Genomic DNA, 18,805 nt, shown 5'->3' on the forward strand with positions numbered 1-18,805 from the left:
GCCTCGATAGTTGGCATTCACACGTTCGGTACCGGCGGGCGCTTCATCAGCAAGAGGTCTTTGACATCCTGCAGATCGCTTCCATCCGAGATGGGAAGCGTCAGCCACTTTCCGTCGATATAAGTTTTGGCGTTGTCGTAGAGGCTGACCAGTTCAGGCCGCCAGGCATAGCGCCGCTCCTCGAATTTCTCCCGCTCTGCCCGGCCCATGACCACGACGGCCGAAAGCCGTTTGAACTCCGGGACGAGGGTAGTGAGGGCCTTGGTTTTCTTGTAGCGCAAGGTCCAGCCGCGGTTCTTGCCACCGTAAACCCAGTCCGGGGTAAAAACGTCTGGATAGAATTCGTCGATCCAGGCCCGCAGCTCGGACCAGTGGGCGAACCCCTCCGGTCCGATCCACGCACGGAGAGCGGCATCAAGCGGTGGTGCTGCCCGTTCGGTCATTCGGTCGCCGATCTGCGGAAGGGGTAGTGTTGTTTCACGCATTTAAATGACTCCTATGTGCCCCGCCGGGGCGAAATGGTTGAGATGTCCGGCCAGCCTGCTGGCGGGGAACGCAACTTCGGCTATCGTCCGCCCGCATCCGCCGGCAGCACTGAGCTCGTGTGGATGTCTCCGGAACCCGGCACGACCGTCAGGTCGAGGGCGTCGAGAAGCGTCTGCCGTGCCGCTGTCGCATGTTCCCAGTCAAGGAAGGCAGTTCCTTGAAGCGGCAGAAACTGCTGGCTCTTTAGCCCGATCGAGCTGAGCGCGACGGACAGGTAGGGCGTCAGAAAATCCGGTTGGTTGGCGCGCTCGCCGGTGAAGAATCCACCGGAAGCCACGCCGACGAAGACCGGACGGTCTCGAAGCATTCCGACTTTCCCCGCCGGCGTTGATTTCATTGTGCGGCCGACGCGCAGGATCTGATCGATCCAGGCCTTGAGGACCGAGGGAATGGTCAGATTGTGCATCGGCGTTCCGATGACGACTGCATCCGCCGCTTCGACCTCCCGAATAAGCTGTTCGGAAAGATCGAGCGACCCTGCCGGCGGGGTGGCCAAAGTAGCCGGCGACGCCAACGCGGCGGCATAAAGTGCTACGGTCTGAGGTAGGGGATCGGCGCCAAGGTCACGTCGGATGATGTCCGCGCCAGGCGCAACCTCAAGAAGCTTTTCGACGATGGCCGCCGAAAGCTGACGGCTATGTGATTGTTGCCGCGGACTGCTATCGATGTGGAGAATGTTCATGGGATTGATCCAACAGCTTCATGAGGTTGCGAGAGAGCGGAACTCAGATCGCGCCGGCCGGGATAATGGCGGGAAAGTCCTTGTCGGGATCGAAGACGTTGTTGAACAGGTTCGTCAGCGTGTACATGGCGACCAGAGCGACGATCTCGATGATGTTCGCCTCGGTGAACCCGGCATCGCGGACAACCTTCAGATCGGCATCGCTGACTTGCCCTCGGCTTTCGATAACCTTGCGCGCGAACTGCACCGCCGCATCCCGCTTCGGGTCAGTGGCGTGGCCCTTGCGAGCCAAAATGATCTCGTGGGCTGGCAGCTTGGCCATATGTTCGGCGGTGAAGCTGTGAACCGTGAGACAATAGTTGCAGCCATTCACTTCGGAGACAGCAAGGCCGATGCTGTCTCGTGTCCTCACGTCGAGTGCCTTGCTAAGCGAGCCAAGCAGGGCAGCCCATGCGTTGAAGGCGATCGGGCTCTGTGCAAAGGCGGCCATCATATTTGGCGTGAAGCCGATGTTCCTGGTGAAAGCATCGAGGGTCTCTTTGGATGCAGCCGGCACCTGTTCCGGCGTCAGAACGGTCGTTCTGGTCATGGTCGTCTCCATAAATGTTGATTGAGTTTTCGGTTATGCGAAGGACAGGACGTCGGCCACGGGCAGGCGCGGCTTCTGCGGCCAGTTGCCGGACCGCTCGGGTCCGACGGTTAGGAGCATCACCGGGATTTCATCTTCGGCGAGGCCGAATTCGCGATGCACGGCTTCCGCGTCGAAACCGATCATCGGCGTCGAACCGAGGCCCAGCGAGCGCGCCGCATAGATGATTGCCGCGGTGCCGAAGGTCGCGGAGCGCACCGCTTCATCACGTTGCCGCTGGGGCTGATTGTCGTAAAGGCTGCGAGCGGGTGCTTCCCATTCCGGCACCAGGTGAGCCGGCATGATGCCGGCTTCCACGACCGGCGCCAGGCGGGCGGGCACGGTGCTGGCATCGGCCAATTGCCCGATGATGACGAAGGTAACGGCGGCGTCGAGGATCGCGGGCTGCTTCCAGGCGATCGGATGGAGCCGGACCTTTGCTTCAGGTGTACGGACGGCGATAAACCGCCAGTTCTGAAGATGGAACGACGTCGGCGCTGCCGTGCCGATGCGCACCAGATCCCGGATCTGATCGTCGCTCAATGTAGCGGTGGTGTCGTAATATTTGGCGGCGCTGCGGCTGAGGATGGTTTCGATGACGACATTCGTCGGCGCAGTTTCGGAGGCTGTGTTGCTGATGTAGTTCATTGGGTGGCTCCCTCATCAAGTGATTACGGAGCCGATTTTACGAGCGGCAGTGATATTATCGAGACTTAATTGCTTCAATATAATGCTCAAAAGGATCAAGCTTTAGGTCCGCGCTAACTCGCAGTTTTCCCGCCGGTCTGCGCCAGCCTGCGCCATTCCCCTGGCGTCATCCCCATCTTCTCGGCGAATACGCGCCGGAATGCCGAAACGGATTGGTAGCCGACCGTTTCGGCGATTGCCTCGGTACTGACCGCCGGTTTCTTGAGCTCGTTTGCAGCCAGACTCATGCGCAGATCAGTCAAGAGGTTGAGGGCAGAGCAACCGAGCCTGTCCTGAAAGTGTCGCATGAAGGTTGCGCGTGACATGCCACACAGGTCCGCCAGATCAGGCAGTTTCCAAGGCTTGGCTGGGTCCGCGAGCATGGCGCTGATTGCCGGCGCCAATCGCGGGTGGCCGGCTAACGCCAACAAACCCTCGGGAGCCGTTGCGGACTCGCTCGCTGCGCGTAACACCAGCGTGAAAAGAGCCGAAGACAGGGCGTTGAGAACGGCCCGTCCTCCCGGCCGATCGCCGGCCGCTTCCATTCGCATCAGCCCAACGAGAGCGGCGAGTTGGTTGGTTGCGGCCTCCAAACTGTGTTCTAAGGGACCATCCATGGTTCGCGCAACCAGGTTCAGAGGTAGGTAGTTGCGGATCAGTCGATCGTGAGGAGGTGCGATGAAAAATCGCCCACACAACAGGTCGAGCTGCTCGCCGTCGCTGTCGTTCTCGCTCAACATCCAGCCGGCAGCACCCTGCCGCTGCTGCGTGGGAACGGGTGTCTGCCCGCTACCATCGTGCAGCACATGCGCCGCTCCGTGTGGTAGCAGCACGATATCGCCGCTTGTCAATTCTCGTCGGGTTCTTGCCTCCGGATCCTCAAAGATCGCCCGGCCCCTGACAACGATGTGGTAGGGAATTTCGTTCGCCTCTGCCCGGTTCCAGATAATGCGCCACGGAGCGCCGTAGGCACAGCGCACTTCGAGCTGGCCGGTAACTGTGATGATTTGCAGCAGCTGGCTCAACCAATCGAGTTCAGACATAGGACCTCGGGAATCTACGGCTCAGGCATTCCATCGTATCGCACGATAACCACTCGCATTCCATGGCTGAATCCACGAGCTACCGGATCACAAATCGCGGGAGGTTGCTGGGTGATTGGATCAAGATGTGTCTAATCGGATACGGGCCGCGCCAGCGGAGACGATGAAATGATATTCGAGCGGATTCGGCCGAAATTCTTGTATTTCAATCGTTAGCTATTACCCTTGACCGGGCCTCGGGTTCGACTCCCCTCAAGAGCAGAAGAACTATCTGCGCTGCCTGAATCGATCGAATGCCGTCAGACGCTGGACCGGCGGATCTGCATCTTCCCAGCGGTAGATCTCGTTTCGCAGGAACCGAAGCTCCTCTTCCATGGCGTCTTCGGCGATCTCGATCCACCAAGATTTCGGCCGGCCGTCACTGCCATCGGACCAGCGATAGCCTCGCTCTTTCAGCCTGTCCTTCAGATCGAAGGGTGAGTTCTCCGCGAAGATGCGCACGCGGCAACGCTGGCTTGCCTGATAAAGCTCGGCAAAAGGTGTTTGATGATTATCGCCCTGACGGAGTGCCAGCACCTCCAGCAGTGCAAAGCAGTCATCGACGGCGCGGTGCCCGACATGGAAATAACCACTCTGGTTGATGAGATAGCCGAGCTTGGTCCCTTCATATCCCCTGGCGCTCCAATCGATCTCGGAATTGGAGCAAGCCCACGCCTTCCGAGCAAAGATCGAGGAGAAAGCTTCGCAAAAGGGTCGATCGAAGCCGGCATTATGGGCAATGATGAGATCGGCGGGCTCGATGAGCGCACGCACCTCCGGCATGTCGATCATCTGGCCGAGGACCATGGCGTCGGTGATGCCAGTCAGTCGCGTGACTTCCATCGGAATCGATATGGTCGGTTGCTGTAATCCGCCATAGACGCCTGTGATATCGCCGATTTCTCCTTCGTCATTGAATGTAAAGCCGATCAGTCCGATTTCGATGATCTCGTCCTTTCTTGCGTCGAGACCGGTCGTCTCGGTATCGAGGATGGCGCCCTGCAGCGGATAGCCAGGTCTTGGAACAGCGGTAATCGGGCGAGCTTCGAGTTTTTTCAGGATCTGGTATCGTCCGGTCGCTTGCAGGATCCGCACCATCTCGGCTTCGTCAGGCGCTGATCCGGCCGGCCGAGCGCGCATGATTGGCGCCGACGCTTTGCGAACGGACTGCGCACTCTCCGAAAACATGTCCAGCTGAGACGTCATTAGTCGTCCATTGAAAAGGATCACGTAAATCTAGAGCGTCGGTCGCCAAATGAGAAGCTTTCGAGCCTGTCGGGTGCCCGATACTCACCGAAATTGAGCAGAAAGGGCTGCAAGAGAGCTTCGCTCGAATCGCGTGACGTCTAATGACGCATGCGGAGTGGGAAAGCTCTGCCTCGTTAGCGTGAGGCAGAGCTGAGAAGCTTTGCGAGCCTCATGCGAAACTTCGATTGGGGGCGCCAGTCTCGCACGGTTTAGCCCTACCACGGATAGCTGAAGATGACCTGAAGCAACCCAACCAAACTCATGTTAGCCATACTTACGGCCGCAGGAGTAACCGTCAGCCGCGCGACGGCTTCCGTCCGCTCTTCAGCGGCTTCATGGTGACGAGGTCGTCGGCGACCGGCACGAAGAACTCCGAGATATCGCAAGACAACGCTTCCGCTATCTTTTCAAGGGTCGTGACGGTCGGGTTCTTATTGCCCCGCTCAAGATAGCCGACATAGGCGCGCTCGACATTGGCCTCAAGCGCGAGGTTGTCCTGCGAGATCCCTCGCATAACCCGTATTCGCCTGAGATTCAGTGCCACTCGCTGCCGTGCATCCATGGCGGAAACACAACATTTGACAGTTCATAAAACCACGTATTATAGAACTATGAATGGCGATCTTGAACGAACCAGAGGTAGCGTCGGCGGCCTCGCGGGCAAAACGCGAGCGAAGGCGCAGGAGGTGTAGGAAGTGGTGCCCGACGAAACGGCTGACTTGCTGATGGCCTTGCTCTATTCCGTCAGAACAATCGTCGAGAGCGGCGTGGAGGGTAAGCAGCGTATAGCGAAGACCTACCGCGACGCCCGTTCACTCATAGCGAGGATAGACCACGATTGCGGCTCGGCTCGCCCACGGATCGAGGCATGTTTGAAGCACTTCAACATCCATAAGAACGCCGACAACGCAGCTGCGGCCGGGTGGATGATTGCCGCGATCGAGGAGCGGGTCAGCGAAGGTGACCTCTACGGATGGCGTAGGCTGAAGGAAATCGTCGATACGGCGGTGCACGAACTCCTCTTGTCCGAACAGGCGCCACTGCATTGAGCTGCCGAGACTCTGTTCGTTACAGCAAGCCTGAGGGACTGACCAACTCACCCTCCTTGGTGACGATCGTCGATCCATAGGGCTCTCGGGACATGACAGTCAGTGCGTTATCCGGCAATGGCCGGGCGAGATCCTTCGCCTCCTCCCATGGCGCCGTCATCCAGACGTCGGCCTCTTCCTTGGTCAGCAGCAGGACCGGCATAGCCGCCTTGTGGATCGGCTTGATCAGATCATTCGCATCGGTGGTTAGAAACCCGTAGAGATCGTCAGTCGTCAGCCCATCCTTGACCTTGCGCACCGATGTCCATTGCGGAACATGAATGCCGGCAAAGAACATTAGCGGTTTATCTGGTCCGCGCGCGAACCAGGCGTTCGGCACATTGCCGCCCTCTTCCTGACTTGCCGGATCCGGCTCGGCAAAGCTGGTGACGGGAACGAGACAGCGGTTCTCGACGCCAAACCAACGCCTCCAATGTGCAAGCTTGAGATTGCGAATATTGGTGACGCCGCGGTCGACCTGTTCGCGCAGCAGCTGCTCGAAATCGACCTCCTTGCCCTTCGCCCTGAGCTTCTCCGCCTTGGCTTCGGCCGCCTTGACGAGAACGAAGGGTGGGGAGGGAAGGCCCCAGCGGGCATGGACGAGCTGTTTTCGTCCATCGGTGGTGTTCCGGAGGATCGGTCCCATCTGGTCGGGGTTCATCTGATAGGCGGGCATCAGGTTGATCAGGCTCTCGGCATCCTGAGCCCACTTGTTGACCCAGTCCTTGTCCTCCATGCGGTAAAGATTACACATTAGCCAACCGCCTCCCTTGCAGGTAGAACATGGTAGCCGACGAAGCGTCGAAACGCCAATTGACGGCTGTCAACGGATCGGCTTCGAAACTTTTTCGAAAGCTCCGTCACTGGACGTTTTAAGTCATCTCCATGATTCCCAATGCGAATCTTAAAGTCCACTAAAATAGAGGGATAATATTCCTATTTCGGGTTGCTTGACACGTAAAGCGACTTGGAACATTTAGTGAACATATACACTTGACCGACATCACGTCGATACCAACACGACCTCCACAGGGACCCGTGAATGATGACTGCTACCCGTAACAGGGCCATATCGGATCTGAAGGACCGTATCGCGTTACTGGAAGGGAATGCGGGCAAGAGAAGCGACTGTCTGGCCTTCGGTGTGGCTGAGATCGACGCGGCGCTGCCGGGTGGGGGTCTCGCCTATGGTGCCGTACACGAGGTTGCGGGCGGCGGGATAGGGGTCGTCGATGGTGCTGCCGCTGCGCTCTTTGCCGCCGGTATTGCGGCGCGCACAAGAGGCAAGATCGTCTGGTGCCTGACGCGGCCGGACTTGTTCTTTCCGGCGCTTGCGCAGGCTGGCCTCCATCCCGATCGGGTCATCTTCGTCGAGGGCGACGGGCAAGAAGATGTTCTTGCCTCGATGGAGGAGGCGCTGGCCTTTGGCGGCCTTGGCGCCGTCGTCGGCGAGGTCGTCCGGCTGCCGATGGTGGCGTCGCGCCGCCTGCAGCTGGCGGCAGAAAAAACCGGCACCATGGGACTGGTGGTCAGGCGCTGGCGCCGGCAGGTGGAGGCCTCGGATTTCGGGCAGCCGACGGCCTCGACGACAAGGTGGCGGGTGAGCGTGTTGCCATCGGAGGAATTGCCGGTCCCAGGTGTGGGCCGGCCAAGATGGCTTCTTGAACTGATCAGGGTGAAGGCGGGTGAGTGCGCTGAGTTTGTCGTGAGGGCGTGCGATGCCACGGGTCGTATCCATCTATCTGCCGGATCTGCCGATCGAGCGGATCAGGCGGATGGATCAAAGAGCAGAATTATCGCCTGACAGACCGCTGGTCCTGATTGCCAGGAGCGGCTCCAAGCGTTTTGTGTCCGCGGCCGATGCAAAGGCCAGGGAAGCAGGCATTCGTGTGGGCATGCCGGCCGCCAAGGCGCAGGCGATGGTCCATGGTCTGCAGTTCGTCGATGCGGATTCGACAGCCGACGCTGAAGCGCTCCAGCGGATCGCGCTCTGGTCCCTGACGCAATATTCCCCGATCGTTGCCGTCGACGGCACCGACGGCACCGACGGCATCATCATGGATACGGAAGGTGCCGATCACCTGCAGGGCGGCGAGCTTGCGATGCTCACAGGGATCGTCAACCGGTTCCGGGCGAGGGGACTGACCGTCCATGCGGCAATCGGCGACACGTGGGGTGCGGCCCATGCCTGTGCCCGCGCCACCCGTCGCGAGACCGTCATCATCCCGCCTGGAGAGACCGCCTGCGCCGTCGAACGGCTGTCGATCTCGCTGCTGCGGCTGCCGGTGGAGATCGTCGCCAGCCTTCGCACCCTCGGCTTCAAGACCATCGGTGAGTTGGCGGCAACGCCGCGGGCGCCGTTGGCGCTGCGCTTCGGACCGGAGATCGGAAAGCGTCTCGACCAGATGTTCGGTCGGATATCCGAACCGATCGATCCGATCCGGGCGCCGGAATGGATCGAGGTCGTTAGCGCCTTTGCCGAACCGATTGGTGCGGCCGAGACGATCGACAAATATGTCGGCCGCCTCATCGTCAGGCTGGTCGCAGAGCTGCAGCGCAAGGGGCTCGGCGTTCGTCGCACCGATCTCATTGTCGAAAAGGTCGACGGCAGCAGGCAGGCGATCCGTGCCGGCACGGCCAAACCGGCCCGCGATATCGCCTGGCTGACAAAGCTGTTTCGCGATCGAACGGAAAAGATCGAGCCAGGCTTCGGCATCGAGAAGCTGACGCTGATTGCCGTCATGATCGAACCGCTTGGCGAGGAGCAGCGATCGTCGCTGGGCGATGAGAAAGATCGGGACATCACGCCGCTGATCGACACCTTCGGCAATCGCGGGCAGCGTGTCTATCGCATCGCACCGGTCGCATCCGATGTCCCCGAACGCAGCGTCCGGCGGATTGCAGCCGCGGCTGACGACGTCACGGAAACATGGGTGCATTACTGGCCACGGCCGGTCCGATTGCTGGCGCGGCCGGAATTGATCGAGGTCATCGCGCTTTTGCCGGATCATCCGCCCGTTTCCGTCACCTGGCGCGGCAAGCGCCGACGGGTCAGACGCGCGGATGGGCCGGAGCGCATATTCGGGGAATGGTGGACCAGGAGTTCGGAATTCGATGCGGTCAGGGATTATTTCGTGGTCGAGGATGAGGCCGGCGAACGGCTGTGGATCTTCCGTTCCGGCGACGGCGTCGATCCCGCCACAGGTTCGCATCGCTGGTTTTGTCACGGGATCTTTGCATGAGCTACGCCGAGCTGCAGGTCACCACTCATTTTTCCTTCCTACGCGGCGCGTCATCGGCCGACGAGCTGTTCCGGACGGCCAAGGCGCTCGGCATCAGCGCGCTTGGTATCGTCGATCGCAATTCGCTGGCCGGTATCGTCCGGGCGCTCGAAGCCTCGCGTGCAACCGGCCTGCGCCTCGTCGTCGGCTGCCGCCTTGATCTCACCGATGGCATGTCGATCCTCGTCTATCCCACTGATCGCGCCGCCTATTCCCGGCTGACGCGGCTGCTGACGCTTGGCAAGGGCAGCGGCGGCAAGGGCAACTGCATTCTCCATCTCGAAGACGTCGCCCTTTATGCCGAAGGCCTCATCGGCATCCTTGTGCCGGATCTTGCCGACGAGACCTGCGCCCTGCAGCTCAGAAAAATGGCGGAACTCTTTGGCGATCGCGCCTATCTGTCACTCTGCCTGCGCCGGCGTCCGAACGATCAGCTGCGGCTGCATGATCTTTCCAATCTTGCTGTTCGTTTCAAGGTGAAGACGGTCGTCACCAATGACGTCCTCTTTCATGAGCCGTCGCGCCGACAGCTGCAGGATATCCTCACCTGCATTCGCAATAGGACCACCATCGACGATATCGGCTTCGAGCGCGAGCGCCATGCCGATCGCTATCTGAAGCCGCCGGAAGAAATGGAGCGGCTGTTTCCGCGTTATCCTGAAGCGCTCGCCCGCACGCTGGAGATCGTCGAGCGCTGCACGTTCTCGCTGGAGGAGCTCACCTACCAATATCCGGAGGAGGCGATCGTTCCCGGTAAAAACGCGCAAGAATCCCTCGAGCATTATGTCTGGGAGTGCATTCCGAACCGCTATCCCGCGGGCCTGCCGCCATCGGTGCTGAAGGTGATCCGCCACGAGCTCGATCTCATCCGCACCATGAACTACGCCCCCTATTTTCTGACGGTGTTTTCGATCGTGCGCTATGCCCGCAGCCAGGGCATTTTGTGCCAGGGGCGGGGGTCGGCGGCCAACTCCGCGGTCTGCTATATCCTCGGCATTACCTCCATCGATCCCGAGACCAACAACCTGCTCTTCGAGCGCTTCGTCAGCCAGGAGCGCGACGAGCCTCCGGACATCGATGTCGACTTCGAGCATGAGCGGCGCGAGGAGGTGATCCAATGGATCTACAAGACCTATGGCCATGACAAGGCGGCCCTTTGCGCGACCGTGACGCGCTACCGCGCCAAGGGCGCGATCCGCGACGTCGGCAAGGCCCTCGGCCTGCCGGAGGACGTGATCAAGGCACTGTCGTCAGGCATGTGGTCATGGTCAGAGGAACTGGTGACCGAACGCGGCTTGCGCGAGCTGAACCTCAATCCTGACGATCGCCGGCTGGCGCTCACGCTAAAACTGGCACAGCAGCTCATGGGGGCGCCGCGTCATCTCGGCCAGCACCCCGGTGGTTTCGTACTCACCCATGACCGGCTCGACGACCTTGTGCCGATCGAGCCGGCGACCATGGCCGACCGGCAGGTGATCGAGTGGGACAAGGACGATGTCGAAGCGCTGAAGTTCATGAAGGTCGACGTGCTGGCGCTCGGCATGCTCACCTGCATGAGCAAGGCCTTCGCATTGATCCAGGATCACAAGCACCAAGACCTCGATCTGGCCAAGATCCCCCAGGAAGACCCCGCCACCTATGCGATGATCCGCAAGGCCGACACGCTCGGCACCTTCCAGATCGAAAGCCGGGCGCAAATGTCCATGCTGCCGCGCATGAAGCCGCGCACCTTCTATGATCTCGTCATCCAGGTGGCGATCGTCCGACCCGGCCCGATCCAGGGCGATATGGTCCATCCCTATCTGCGGAGGCGCGAGGGCAAGGAACCGGTCGACTATCCGACACCGGAGTTGGAAGCCGTTCTCGGCAAGACGCTTGGCGTGCCGCTCTTTCAGGAGAGCGCGATGAAGGTGGCGATGGTCTGTGCCGGCTTTACCGGCGGCGAGGCCGATCAGCTGCGCAAGTCGATGGCGACCTTCAAGTTCACCGGCGGTGTCTCGAAGTTCAAGGCCAAGCTCGTCTCCGGCATGGTCAGGAACGGCTATACGCCGGAATTTGCTGAAAAGACCTTCTCGCAGCTCGAAGGCTTTGGCTCCTATGGCTTTCCCGAAAGCCATGCCGCAAGCTTCGCCCTCATCGCCTATGCCTCATCTTACGTGAAATGCCACTATCCCGACGCCTACTGTGCCGCACTTCTGAATTCGCAGCCCATGGGGTTCTATGCGCCGGCCCAGATCGTCGGTGACGCCCGCAAGCATGGCGTCGAAGTCCGTCCTGTCTGTATCAATCGCTCACGCTGGGACTGCACGCTGGAACCGATTAAGGGCAGTGATCGCCACGCCGTTCGCCTTGGCATGCGCATGGTCCATGGACTTGCCGAGATTGATGCGGCTCGTATTATCGCTGCGCGGGCCAATCAGCCGTTCGAGAGCGTCGACGATCTCTGGCGCAGGTCCGGTGTGCCGGCGGCATCCCTGGTCGACCTTGCCGAAGCGGACGCCTTCCTGTCGTCGCTCAAGCTGCAGCGGCGCGATGCGCTCTGGGCGATCAAAGCCTTGCGCGACGAGCCTTTGCCGCTCTTTGCCGCGGCGGCCGAACGCGAGCAAAGGACGATTGCCGAACAGCAGGAGCCGGAGGTCAGCCTTCGTCAGATGACGGAGGGACACAACGTCATTCAGGATTACAGCCATATCGGCCTGACCCTTCGGCAGCATCCGCTGGCCTTCCTGCGCAAGGATCTCGCCGCCCGCAATATCGTCACGTGCGAGGAGGCGATGTCGGCGCGCGATGGCCGCTGGCTGATGACGGCAGGTCTCGTGCTGGTGCGGCAGAAGCCGGGCTCGGCCAAGGGTGTCATGTTCCTGACTGTCGAAGACGAGACCGGGCCGGCCAATGTTGTTGTGTGGCCGACATTGTTTGAGAAGCGCCGGCGTGTCGTGCTCGGCTCCAGCATGATGGCGATCAATGGCCGCATCCAGCGGGAAGGCGACGTCGTGCATCTCGTTGCCCAGCAGCTGTTCGATTTGACAAGCGATCTGTCCGGGCTTGCCGATCGTGACGAGGCCTTCAGGCTGCCGACAGGGCGAGGGGATGAATTTGCCCATGGGACGCCTGGTAGTCCGGATTCGCGAGAGAGGGCCGTGATCAAGGCGCGGGAGATTTATGAGCCGGATCGGCTTATTGATAGGTTGAAGGTGAAGTCTCGGAATTTTCAGTGAGCGAAGCCAGTGTTGGCCTGGACTCCGCTGATGCAAGAGGCCTTGCCTCCTGGAACCTCGATACTCACGTCTGGTTTGGTGTATTGTTGCGGGACGGGAGGATGCGATGAAAAGAATAATTGTCATGGGGATTTTGGCTACCATGCTTGCGGCCTGCCAAACCAGCACAGAAGGGCTGGAGCCCATCCCCGGAAGCATTACCTACGGTGGGCAGCCGCGACAAAGGTTACAAAAGTCACCCGTTGGCAGCATCCTTCCGCACACCTTCACTGACCAGTGGGGCGAACGGGTGCGCGAGACATACATCGTGCAGCCCGATCGCAGTCTGAAGCTCGTTGATCGGGTCTATATCGATAATCCCTTCGACTGAGATGTGTAGCCAAGTGCTGGCATATGATGAAAATGTCGTCGCGCCGACCCCGGCGCGCGACAGATTGGCCGCCATCAAGCGACTTTCGCAGCCAGCATCTCGTTGATGCAGTCCTCGTTGCGCGCTTCTAATTGCTGCAGTGGAAATGCATTGATGAAGATGCGGATCGTCTCATCGAGATCAGCGCCGGATTGAGACCAGCCTGGACCGCAACTGACGTGCTCGCCGGCGAGATCCTCGACCTCGAACAGACCGCAGGTTTCGCCGGCCTCGTCATCGACGGCAAGCGCAAGTGTCCCGAAGAATCTGTGCTCGTCATTCCAGTAAACCGGAATCTCGAGAAACCGGATCGCGGTCCGGTTTCCGATCTCCGTCAGCAGCAAGCCATGAACCTCGTCCGTCGCGAGCGGCTTCGCCTCGTCCCAGCAAAGTTCCTCGTCCAGGGTCGGGTAGTCCATGACGTTTTCCAGCAGGTCGCGCATCCCGTCGAGATGGCGAAGCATGTCAGGCGACTTCCCACGGAAGCCGGGCCGGTCGTCTCTGAACGTATCGAAGGCATGCCGGCCCAAATAGCCGACGAAATCATACAGCGCCTGCGCGTCGTCCTGGCTTATGGTGAGAACACCCTCTCTTGGCCGCGGATCTCTCGAATATTCAAACATTGCTTCCTCCTTCGCTTTCGAAACGTGGAACCCAGCCGCGCGTAAAGCCGACGCTCATTCCAGCTTCGCAGAGAGCCAGTTGTCTGCGGACGAACTGCAGCTCGGTGAGCAGAGCGCCGATCGTGGCGCGGGCATCACCTTCGAATAGGTCGAGCACCGAGGCCACCCGATCGAATTGCGGTTCATCTGTCTGAGCGGCTGCGGTTGTCATGAGGCAATACGTCTCTTGCACCCCTGGAATCATAGGGGTTCACACTGCTGACCTGTCGATATGGAATTGCGCGGCCGGTGATCGCCGCGGCAATTTGTTCCTATTATGTTCTCATTTGGAATTGAGTCAATAGCGTGCCCATTTGATTAGAAACTGGCCCGAAAATCGAGGCGAAACCACCCGGATCATTCCCGGCGCGGCACCGCAGCCTTGGTTGCGGCAACGGCCGGCGAAACCGAACGACTTCTTGCCGGGCTGAGGAACGACTGGACTCATTAAGCTTTCTCTGCTGCACTGTTTTCCATGACGAAGTCCTCGAAACCCCTTCTCGCCACCTCGGAAATGCCGCTGCGAAGCCGGGCACGCAAAGCTCGTGATCCCGACCAGCCGCAATTGCCGCTCGATCCAATGCCAGAGCGGATCGAGCCGGCGCTAGCGCTTCTGAAGTCCGAGGTCCCGAAAGGGCCGCAATGGCTCTATGAGATAAAATGGGACGGTGGATCTCGCTGAACGTCGGCAGATCCTGGAGGGGCTTCTTCTCGATCATCCAGGCGTCATAAAACTGTCCGAGGCGGTCGAAGCCGATGGCGATGAACTGCTAGCCGCCGCATGTGCGCACGGTCTGGAGGGCATCATCGCGAAGAACCGCGAGCAGCCTTATCGCTCCGGTCGTACCGGCGATTGGATCAAGGTGAAATGTGTCCAGAGCGACAGCTTTTTCATCGTCGGCTATGAACCATCCACTGTTGCGCACGGCGGCATCCGTAATTTGTTTCTCGCTGCCTATAAAGGTGATGATCTCGTTTACGTCGGCAACGTCGGAACGGGCTTCAATGAACGCGGTGCGACCAGGCTTCGCAAGGATCTGGACAAACTCAAGACTGCGTGGGCGCCGGTCGCGCTGAAACAGCGCGGCGTCGTCTGGGTTCAGCCAACATTGATCGCCGAGATCGAGTATCGTGCCTGGACCGATGACGGCAAACTGCGCCATGCTTCGTATAAAGGTCTCCGGGAGCGGCAGGACAATGCCGAGGTCTATCGTCTACCGCGATGAGGTGCGGAGCTATCAGCACAGGGTAGCCGCTCTTGAAAATTATCGCATGCGGAGTCTTGCGAATAAATGCAAAACGACAACCGCATCAATCTTCCAGCGTGGAAATTGGGGCTGCTTCGGCGGCAATAAGTTTCGGCGTCGCTTTTGGAAACGGGTGAATTGGGACTGGAAGCGATGCGAGGCGCGCCTCTGTCTCCGGTGTGACATGACAGCGAAGGCCTGAGACTGGCCCGACGCCATACCGCGCAAAGTACGGCCTTATGAGGTTGTAGCCGCGCTGGTCGCCTGATTGAAAGTGACGAAAAATCCAGTAGGCGATCAAATCCGCCATCTGAATCAGGCGAGACGCTTTGGAATCGAGAAAAAGCGGGACTTCTGCGAAGTTCCGAAGCTGCCCATTGGCATGCCCCACGTGCTTGAAAACATGAGACAAGGTTTGGATTTTCTCCTCGTAATTGCTTTTGTCGAGGATGACCAAGCCACGTTGGGGGTTCTTTTTCTTGTAGAGTGTCTTCAGATATCCATCGAAACACGACGCCACGTCCTCGAAACTACGCGCAAGAATATCGTTAGAGGAAAAGAGCTTCTTTTCGATGACGCAGGCGTACACCTTCAACTTCAACTGCTTGTCGGCCAGCAGCGACAAGATATCGACGACGGCTTGAACTCTGTCATTGGGAGGCACACCTTTCCAGGCACCGTTGCCCGAGCGCATTGGGTTTCCATGAAACTCGATTTCCCGAGGATTGGTTGAGCTGAAGCGCGCCGCGACAGGATCTATCTGGGCTTCCAGCCAATGCGTTTGGCGCTCGAATATGCTAAACCCGGCGAGGACAAAGAAGTCGGAGCTTGGATCATGCGAGTGACCAGACTCGTCGAGATATAGTAGATGCAACGAATCCCCCTGAAACGAAAAAGCGGACCGCATGCGGTCCGCTCGAATTCGGTAAGCCGAGTGAAACAATCGTTCAACGCACCGACGGATCAGCGCTCTCGACTATGACCAATATATATCGGTTGCGTGTTGGCTTTTCAAGGGGCGGCTCCGCATGCGCTAGGGCTCGCAATCGCGAATATCCGGCTTTCGTCGCCTCACGTCGCATAGGAGAGACGGCTCCATCAGCTATGGGCATCGACTCCGACTTGATGTCCGGAGCGGAAAGATCAAAAGCCCCAGGGTGGACCAGCGGCAGCGATGAGATGCGCATCAACATGATCATTGTTAGTGGAGGCAGGTCCATGGAGGCATCCCAATCCCGCTCTTGATGGATGGCTTCCTGGTCCAGCCCCGGATCTCCGTCGATCAACCCGCTGACGGGGTCCGCTAGCAAGCTGCGGCCGCTCCGGCTGCGTCTCCGCGGTGATCGCGACCGGTTCCAGACACTGACGGGAGCCATCGAGCGGGAATGGCCCGCTCCAAAGATGGAGCCTCAGATGAACACGGATCTTTCGCTTGCGCAGAACCACGCCTTCCAGCTTTCCCGCACCCTGATGGTTCCAGTCACGCTGTTCAGGTCCGGCGACGAGTTCGGCGTTCTGCCGAGCGACGAACTCGATGATGAAGACGATCTGGAGATCGTGCATGAATATGTTCCGGGCGGGTCTCATTGAGACCCTTCACCTCCTGGGTGCCGCTTGCGAGCGGCAGGCGGCAAGGGAAGCTGCGCCGCTGCTGGCATGTCATCTGGAGCGGGTGCAAATCTGCAGATTGCCAGCCGCGCCCTTGCCCCCTTTGCTCTTCGCGGACGCCGGAAACGGTCCCGCGAATTGCAGGAGATATGAATCTGGAGAGAGGGGCGGCGCCAAGAGCGCCGGGAAAATAATGGAGAAAGAGAAACTGGAAGAACTTCGCGACCGTGTCCCGTGCGCAGCCGTGTTGGAACAGGCTGGCTTCGCCGTCGACGTCAAGGAAAGCACCCGAAAGGCCCAAAAATACCGGCGCGGTGCGGAAATCGTCATCGTCATCCATGGGGGGCGGGGTTGGTTCGATCCGATGTCTGACGCGAAAGGCGATGTCTTCGGTCTTACGGAGCACCTGGACGGCGTCACCTTCGTCGAGGCGCTGGACCGGGTGGCCGATCTTGTCGGCATCGCCGCTAGGGATCCTGTCTGGTCTCGCCCGGCCGGAAGGCTCGCTCATTGCATTTCCGTCCCTGAACGCTGGGCAAAACGACGGAGCCCATGGCAGGGATCGATGACGTGGCGCTATCTGCGTACCGAGCGCTGCCTCCCGACAATGATCATCCGGGAGGCTATCCAAAGGGACGTCCTTCGGGAAGGGCCTTATGGCAGCATGTGGGCAGCGCATGTCAATGACGATGGTGCTGTCACCGGTTGGGAGGAGCGCGGTCCCGGTTGGCGGGGCTTTTCGACAGGCGGTTCGAAAATTCTGTTTCGCCTTGGTTCTTCCGATGCCATGCGTCTTTGCGTCACTGAAGCGGCGATCGACGCCATGAGCCTTGCGGCATTTGAGGGACTTCGCGAGAGCAGCCTCTATCTCAGCACCGGCGGTGGGTGGTCGCCGGCGACAGAAGCGGCAGTCCGCAAGCTGGCCGCGCGTCCCGGTGTTGCTCTGGTCGCGGCCACCGACGCCAATAGCCAGGGCGAGACCTTTGCCGGCCGTCTCCGTGCCATTGCCGATAAGGTAGGCTGCGACTGGTTGCGGCTGAAGCCGCCGTCGGAGGATTGGAATGAAGCGCTGAAGGCGTGGGAGGAAGACGGGAGGGAGAGAAGAATGGAAACAAGCGGAGGCCTGCCGCATGCCCGCCGGCCGCGTCAAGGATGAAGCTTCGCCCGCTCGAAAGCGGCCCTTGACCCGCTCGGACGGAGAGGCGGCGTGAGGGGAGGGGTCATGAAGGACTGAAGAGGATGGTGAGCTGATAGCAGCACCGCGCTTCGGTTCGGACAGAGCCAAAGGAGCCGTCAATGAGCACCCCTTCCGCAATCCGTAAAGTCTATCAGGGCATCGCCGACCACCATCAGATGTTAAGGTTGTTCGATCGGCACGCGCAACGTCCTCACCGTTTCGACGGTGACGCGAGCGCGCTTTATGCCGGCGAATGGTTCGAAATCACCGAGCGCGAACACGACTATATGTTCGAGATCCTGCCGCCTCTGTGGATCCGGGGCTCAATGTTCGCAATGCGCGAACTCCTGACCGGATCCGTCGCATCCGTTTTCTTCGCGCTGCGGATCGACGGTGTCATCCGTCACTTCCATGGATATTGCGACCTCTCCGACGGCCGATCGGTGGAAGACATGCGATTGGCTATCAGCGAGCGAGAAACGCGCCCCGTGCGGGCGATGACGCGGAATGAACGTCTTGAGCACATCTGGAGTGCCACGGCGGACGCCTATCGCGGCTACTCGGATGCAACCGCGCCGCAATATCTGCCGGGCCAGCGCGTCATCGCTCTCTACACTGGAGCTGGATCCGCAAGGTTGAAGCTGCTCCACGACCTGACCGACGATGAGATCGCCAACAAACTGCCCGTCCAACTGCGCCATCTTCCCGATGCGGCAGTCGCAGCGTGAGGAGGCAATTTCCATGCTTTCCTTTCCGATTGAATCCGTGCGGGCGGTGATCGACCGCGGTCGCGCCGACGCCGAAGCCAACGGCGGCTATCGCAATCCCCATTACGGCCTTGATCCCGGTCGCGACGAGCTGCCGGGTGTATGGCTCGTGGGTGATCACGGCGTCTACCTTTGCTCGAATGGCAAATTGCCGGACGGCGAAAGGCCGTTCGTCGCCTACGCGCTCGAATGCGATCCCCGCACGAACGACGACTGGTTCGAGGTGAAGCGCAAGACCTTCGGGGGAGATGACGGTGTCGAATTCATCGACGCCGTGCAGCTGGAGTCAATGATCGCCGCCACCCCCAATGTCAGGCATCTCGGCATCACCTTTGACACTGACTCGATGGAACTCTTCATCGTCGAGTGGTCGTAGCATCCCTGCCTCAGCGGGATTCCAGCCTCAATCAACGTTCCTTCGCCGCCAATCGTCCTGGCGGACCGATGACGCGCGCTTCCACAAGGAGATTTTATC

At 59.8% G+C, this 18,805-nt stretch carries 20 protein-coding genes and 1 pseudogene; 10 read left to right on the top strand and 11 right to left on the bottom strand.

Annotated elements, in window-relative coordinates:
- Nucleotides 1–17: 17 nt before the first annotated feature.
- The 7 genes from AC13QE_RS25130 to AC13QE_RS25160 all read right to left on the bottom strand — a co-directional run bounded on the left by AC13QE_RS25130 (nt 18) and on the right by AC13QE_RS25160 (nt 5,387).
- The gene (locus tag AC13QE_RS25130; RefSeq protein WP_488485721.1) at nt 18–485 is read right to left on the bottom strand and encodes a DUF3788 domain-containing protein; all 468 of its coding nucleotides are present in this window, start codon (nt 483–485) and stop codon (nt 18–20) included.
- 80 nt (nt 486–565) lie between these two features.
- The gene (locus AC13QE_RS25135) at nt 566–1,228 is read right to left on the bottom strand and encodes an FMN-dependent NADH-azoreductase (RefSeq protein WP_488485722.1); all 663 of its coding nucleotides are present in this window, start codon (nt 1,226–1,228) and stop codon (nt 566–568) included.
- A 43-nt stretch (nt 1,229–1,271) separates the two neighbouring features.
- Nucleotides 1,272–1,817 (bottom strand): carboxymuconolactone decarboxylase family protein, encoded by a 546-nt coding sequence (locus AC13QE_RS25140; protein WP_488485723.1) that lies wholly within the window; start codon nt 1,815–1,817, stop codon nt 1,272–1,274.
- Nucleotides 1,818–1,850: 33 nt separating this feature from the next.
- The gene (locus tag AC13QE_RS25145) at nt 1,851–2,504 is read right to left on the bottom strand and encodes a nitroreductase family protein (RefSeq protein ID WP_488485724.1); all 654 of its coding nucleotides are present in this window, start codon (nt 2,502–2,504) and stop codon (nt 1,851–1,853) included.
- Nucleotides 2,505–2,617: 113 nt separating this feature from the next.
- A complete protein-coding gene (locus tag AC13QE_RS25150) occupies nt 2,618–3,586 on the bottom strand; it encodes an AraC family transcriptional regulator (protein ID WP_488485725.1) in 969 nt (322 codons plus the stop codon).
- A 267-nt stretch (nt 3,587–3,853) separates the two neighbouring features.
- Entirely contained in the window at nt 3,854–4,765 is a 912-nt protein-coding gene (locus tag AC13QE_RS25155) for a 3'-5' exonuclease (RefSeq protein WP_488485726.1), read from the bottom strand.
- Nucleotides 4,766–5,168: 403 nt separating this feature from the next.
- The gene (locus AC13QE_RS25160; protein WP_488485727.1) at nt 5,169–5,387 is read right to left on the bottom strand and encodes a helix-turn-helix domain-containing protein; all 219 of its coding nucleotides are present in this window, start codon (nt 5,385–5,387) and stop codon (nt 5,169–5,171) included.
- A 181-nt stretch (nt 5,388–5,568) separates the two neighbouring features.
- On the opposite strand from AC13QE_RS25160, the gene AC13QE_RS25165 reads away from it, so the two are divergent.
- Nucleotides 5,569–5,922, top strand: coding sequence for a hypothetical protein (locus tag AC13QE_RS25165; protein ID WP_488485728.1), 354 nt, complete (start codon nt 5,569–5,571; stop codon nt 5,920–5,922).
- A 19-nt stretch (nt 5,923–5,941) separates the two neighbouring features.
- Here AC13QE_RS25165 and AC13QE_RS25170 read toward each other — a convergent pair whose 3' ends face one another.
- Nucleotides 5,942–6,715 (bottom strand): SOS response-associated peptidase, encoded by a 774-nt coding sequence (locus AC13QE_RS25170; RefSeq protein WP_488485729.1) that lies wholly within the window; start codon nt 6,713–6,715, stop codon nt 5,942–5,944.
- Nucleotides 6,716–7,006: 291 nt separating this feature from the next.
- On the opposite strand from AC13QE_RS25170, the gene AC13QE_RS25175 reads away from it, so the two are divergent.
- From AC13QE_RS25175 to AC13QE_RS25190, 4 genes are all read left to right on the top strand, one after another.
- Nucleotides 7,007–7,765: an ImuA family protein gene (locus AC13QE_RS25175; protein ID WP_488485789.1), complete on the top strand. Its 759-nt coding sequence runs from the start codon at nt 7,007–7,009 to the stop codon at nt 7,763–7,765.
- The gene (locus AC13QE_RS25180) at nt 7,680–9,203 is read left to right on the top strand and encodes a Y-family DNA polymerase (protein ID WP_488485730.1); all 1,524 of its coding nucleotides are present in this window, start codon (nt 7,680–7,682) and stop codon (nt 9,201–9,203) included. The genes AC13QE_RS25175 and AC13QE_RS25180 overlap by 86 nt, the downstream gene beginning before the upstream one ends.
- Nucleotides 9,200–12,460, top strand: coding sequence for an error-prone DNA polymerase (locus AC13QE_RS25185; RefSeq protein ID WP_488485731.1), 3,261 nt, complete (start codon nt 9,200–9,202; stop codon nt 12,458–12,460). Before AC13QE_RS25180 ends, AC13QE_RS25185 begins: the two co-directional genes overlap by 4 nt.
- A 124-nt stretch (nt 12,461–12,584) precedes the next feature.
- A complete protein-coding gene (locus AC13QE_RS25190) occupies nt 12,585–12,830 on the top strand; it encodes a hypothetical protein (protein ID WP_488485790.1) in 246 nt (81 codons plus the stop codon).
- Nucleotides 12,831–12,904: 74 nt separating this feature from the next.
- On the opposite strand, the gene AC13QE_RS25195 is transcribed toward AC13QE_RS25190, so the two are convergent.
- Nucleotides 12,905–13,492 (bottom strand): hypothetical protein, encoded by a 588-nt coding sequence (locus tag AC13QE_RS25195; protein ID WP_488485732.1) that lies wholly within the window; start codon nt 13,490–13,492, stop codon nt 12,905–12,907.
- The gene (locus AC13QE_RS25200) at nt 13,485–13,703 is read right to left on the bottom strand and encodes a hypothetical protein (RefSeq protein WP_488485733.1); all 219 of its coding nucleotides are present in this window, start codon (nt 13,701–13,703) and stop codon (nt 13,485–13,487) included. Before AC13QE_RS25200 ends, AC13QE_RS25195 begins: the two co-directional genes overlap by 8 nt.
- A gap of 303 nt (nt 13,704–14,006) precedes the next feature.
- On the opposite strand from AC13QE_RS25200, the pseudogene AC13QE_RS25205 reads away from it, so the two are divergent.
- A pseudogene (locus tag AC13QE_RS25205) lies at nt 14,007–14,757 on the top strand (ATP dependent DNA ligase).
- Between the two features lie 85 nt (nt 14,758–14,842).
- On the opposite strand, the gene AC13QE_RS25210 reads toward AC13QE_RS25205, so the two are convergent.
- Nucleotides 14,843–15,685 (bottom strand): DUF3800 domain-containing protein, encoded by an 843-nt coding sequence (locus AC13QE_RS25210; protein WP_488485734.1) that lies wholly within the window; start codon nt 15,683–15,685, stop codon nt 14,843–14,845.
- Between the two features lie 506 nt (nt 15,686–16,191).
- Between AC13QE_RS25210 and AC13QE_RS25215 the strand changes: the two genes are divergently transcribed.
- The 4 genes from AC13QE_RS25215 (at nt 16,192) to AC13QE_RS25230 (ending at nt 18,706) form a co-directional block, all read left to right on the top strand.
- Nucleotides 16,192–16,368, top strand: coding sequence for a hypothetical protein (locus tag AC13QE_RS25215; RefSeq protein ID WP_165422072.1), 177 nt, complete (start codon nt 16,192–16,194; stop codon nt 16,366–16,368).
- A gap of 211 nt (nt 16,369–16,579) precedes the next feature.
- A complete protein-coding gene (locus AC13QE_RS25220; RefSeq protein ID WP_488485735.1) occupies nt 16,580–17,542 on the top strand; it encodes a DUF3991 and toprim domain-containing protein in 963 nt (320 codons plus the stop codon).
- A 140-nt stretch (nt 17,543–17,682) separates the two neighbouring features.
- Complete coding sequence (locus tag AC13QE_RS25225) at nt 17,683–18,291, top strand: DUF1419 domain-containing protein (RefSeq protein ID WP_488485736.1); 609 nt, start codon at nt 17,683–17,685, stop codon at nt 18,289–18,291.
- Nucleotides 18,292–18,304: 13 nt separating this feature from the next.
- Nucleotides 18,305–18,706, top strand: a complete 402-nt coding sequence (locus tag AC13QE_RS25230; protein WP_488485737.1) for a DUF3085 domain-containing protein — start codon at nt 18,305–18,307, stop codon at nt 18,704–18,706.
- Nucleotides 18,707–18,805 lie beyond the last annotated feature (99 nt).

It is taken from the genome of Martinezella sp. CNPSo 3957 (assembly GCF_057784395.1).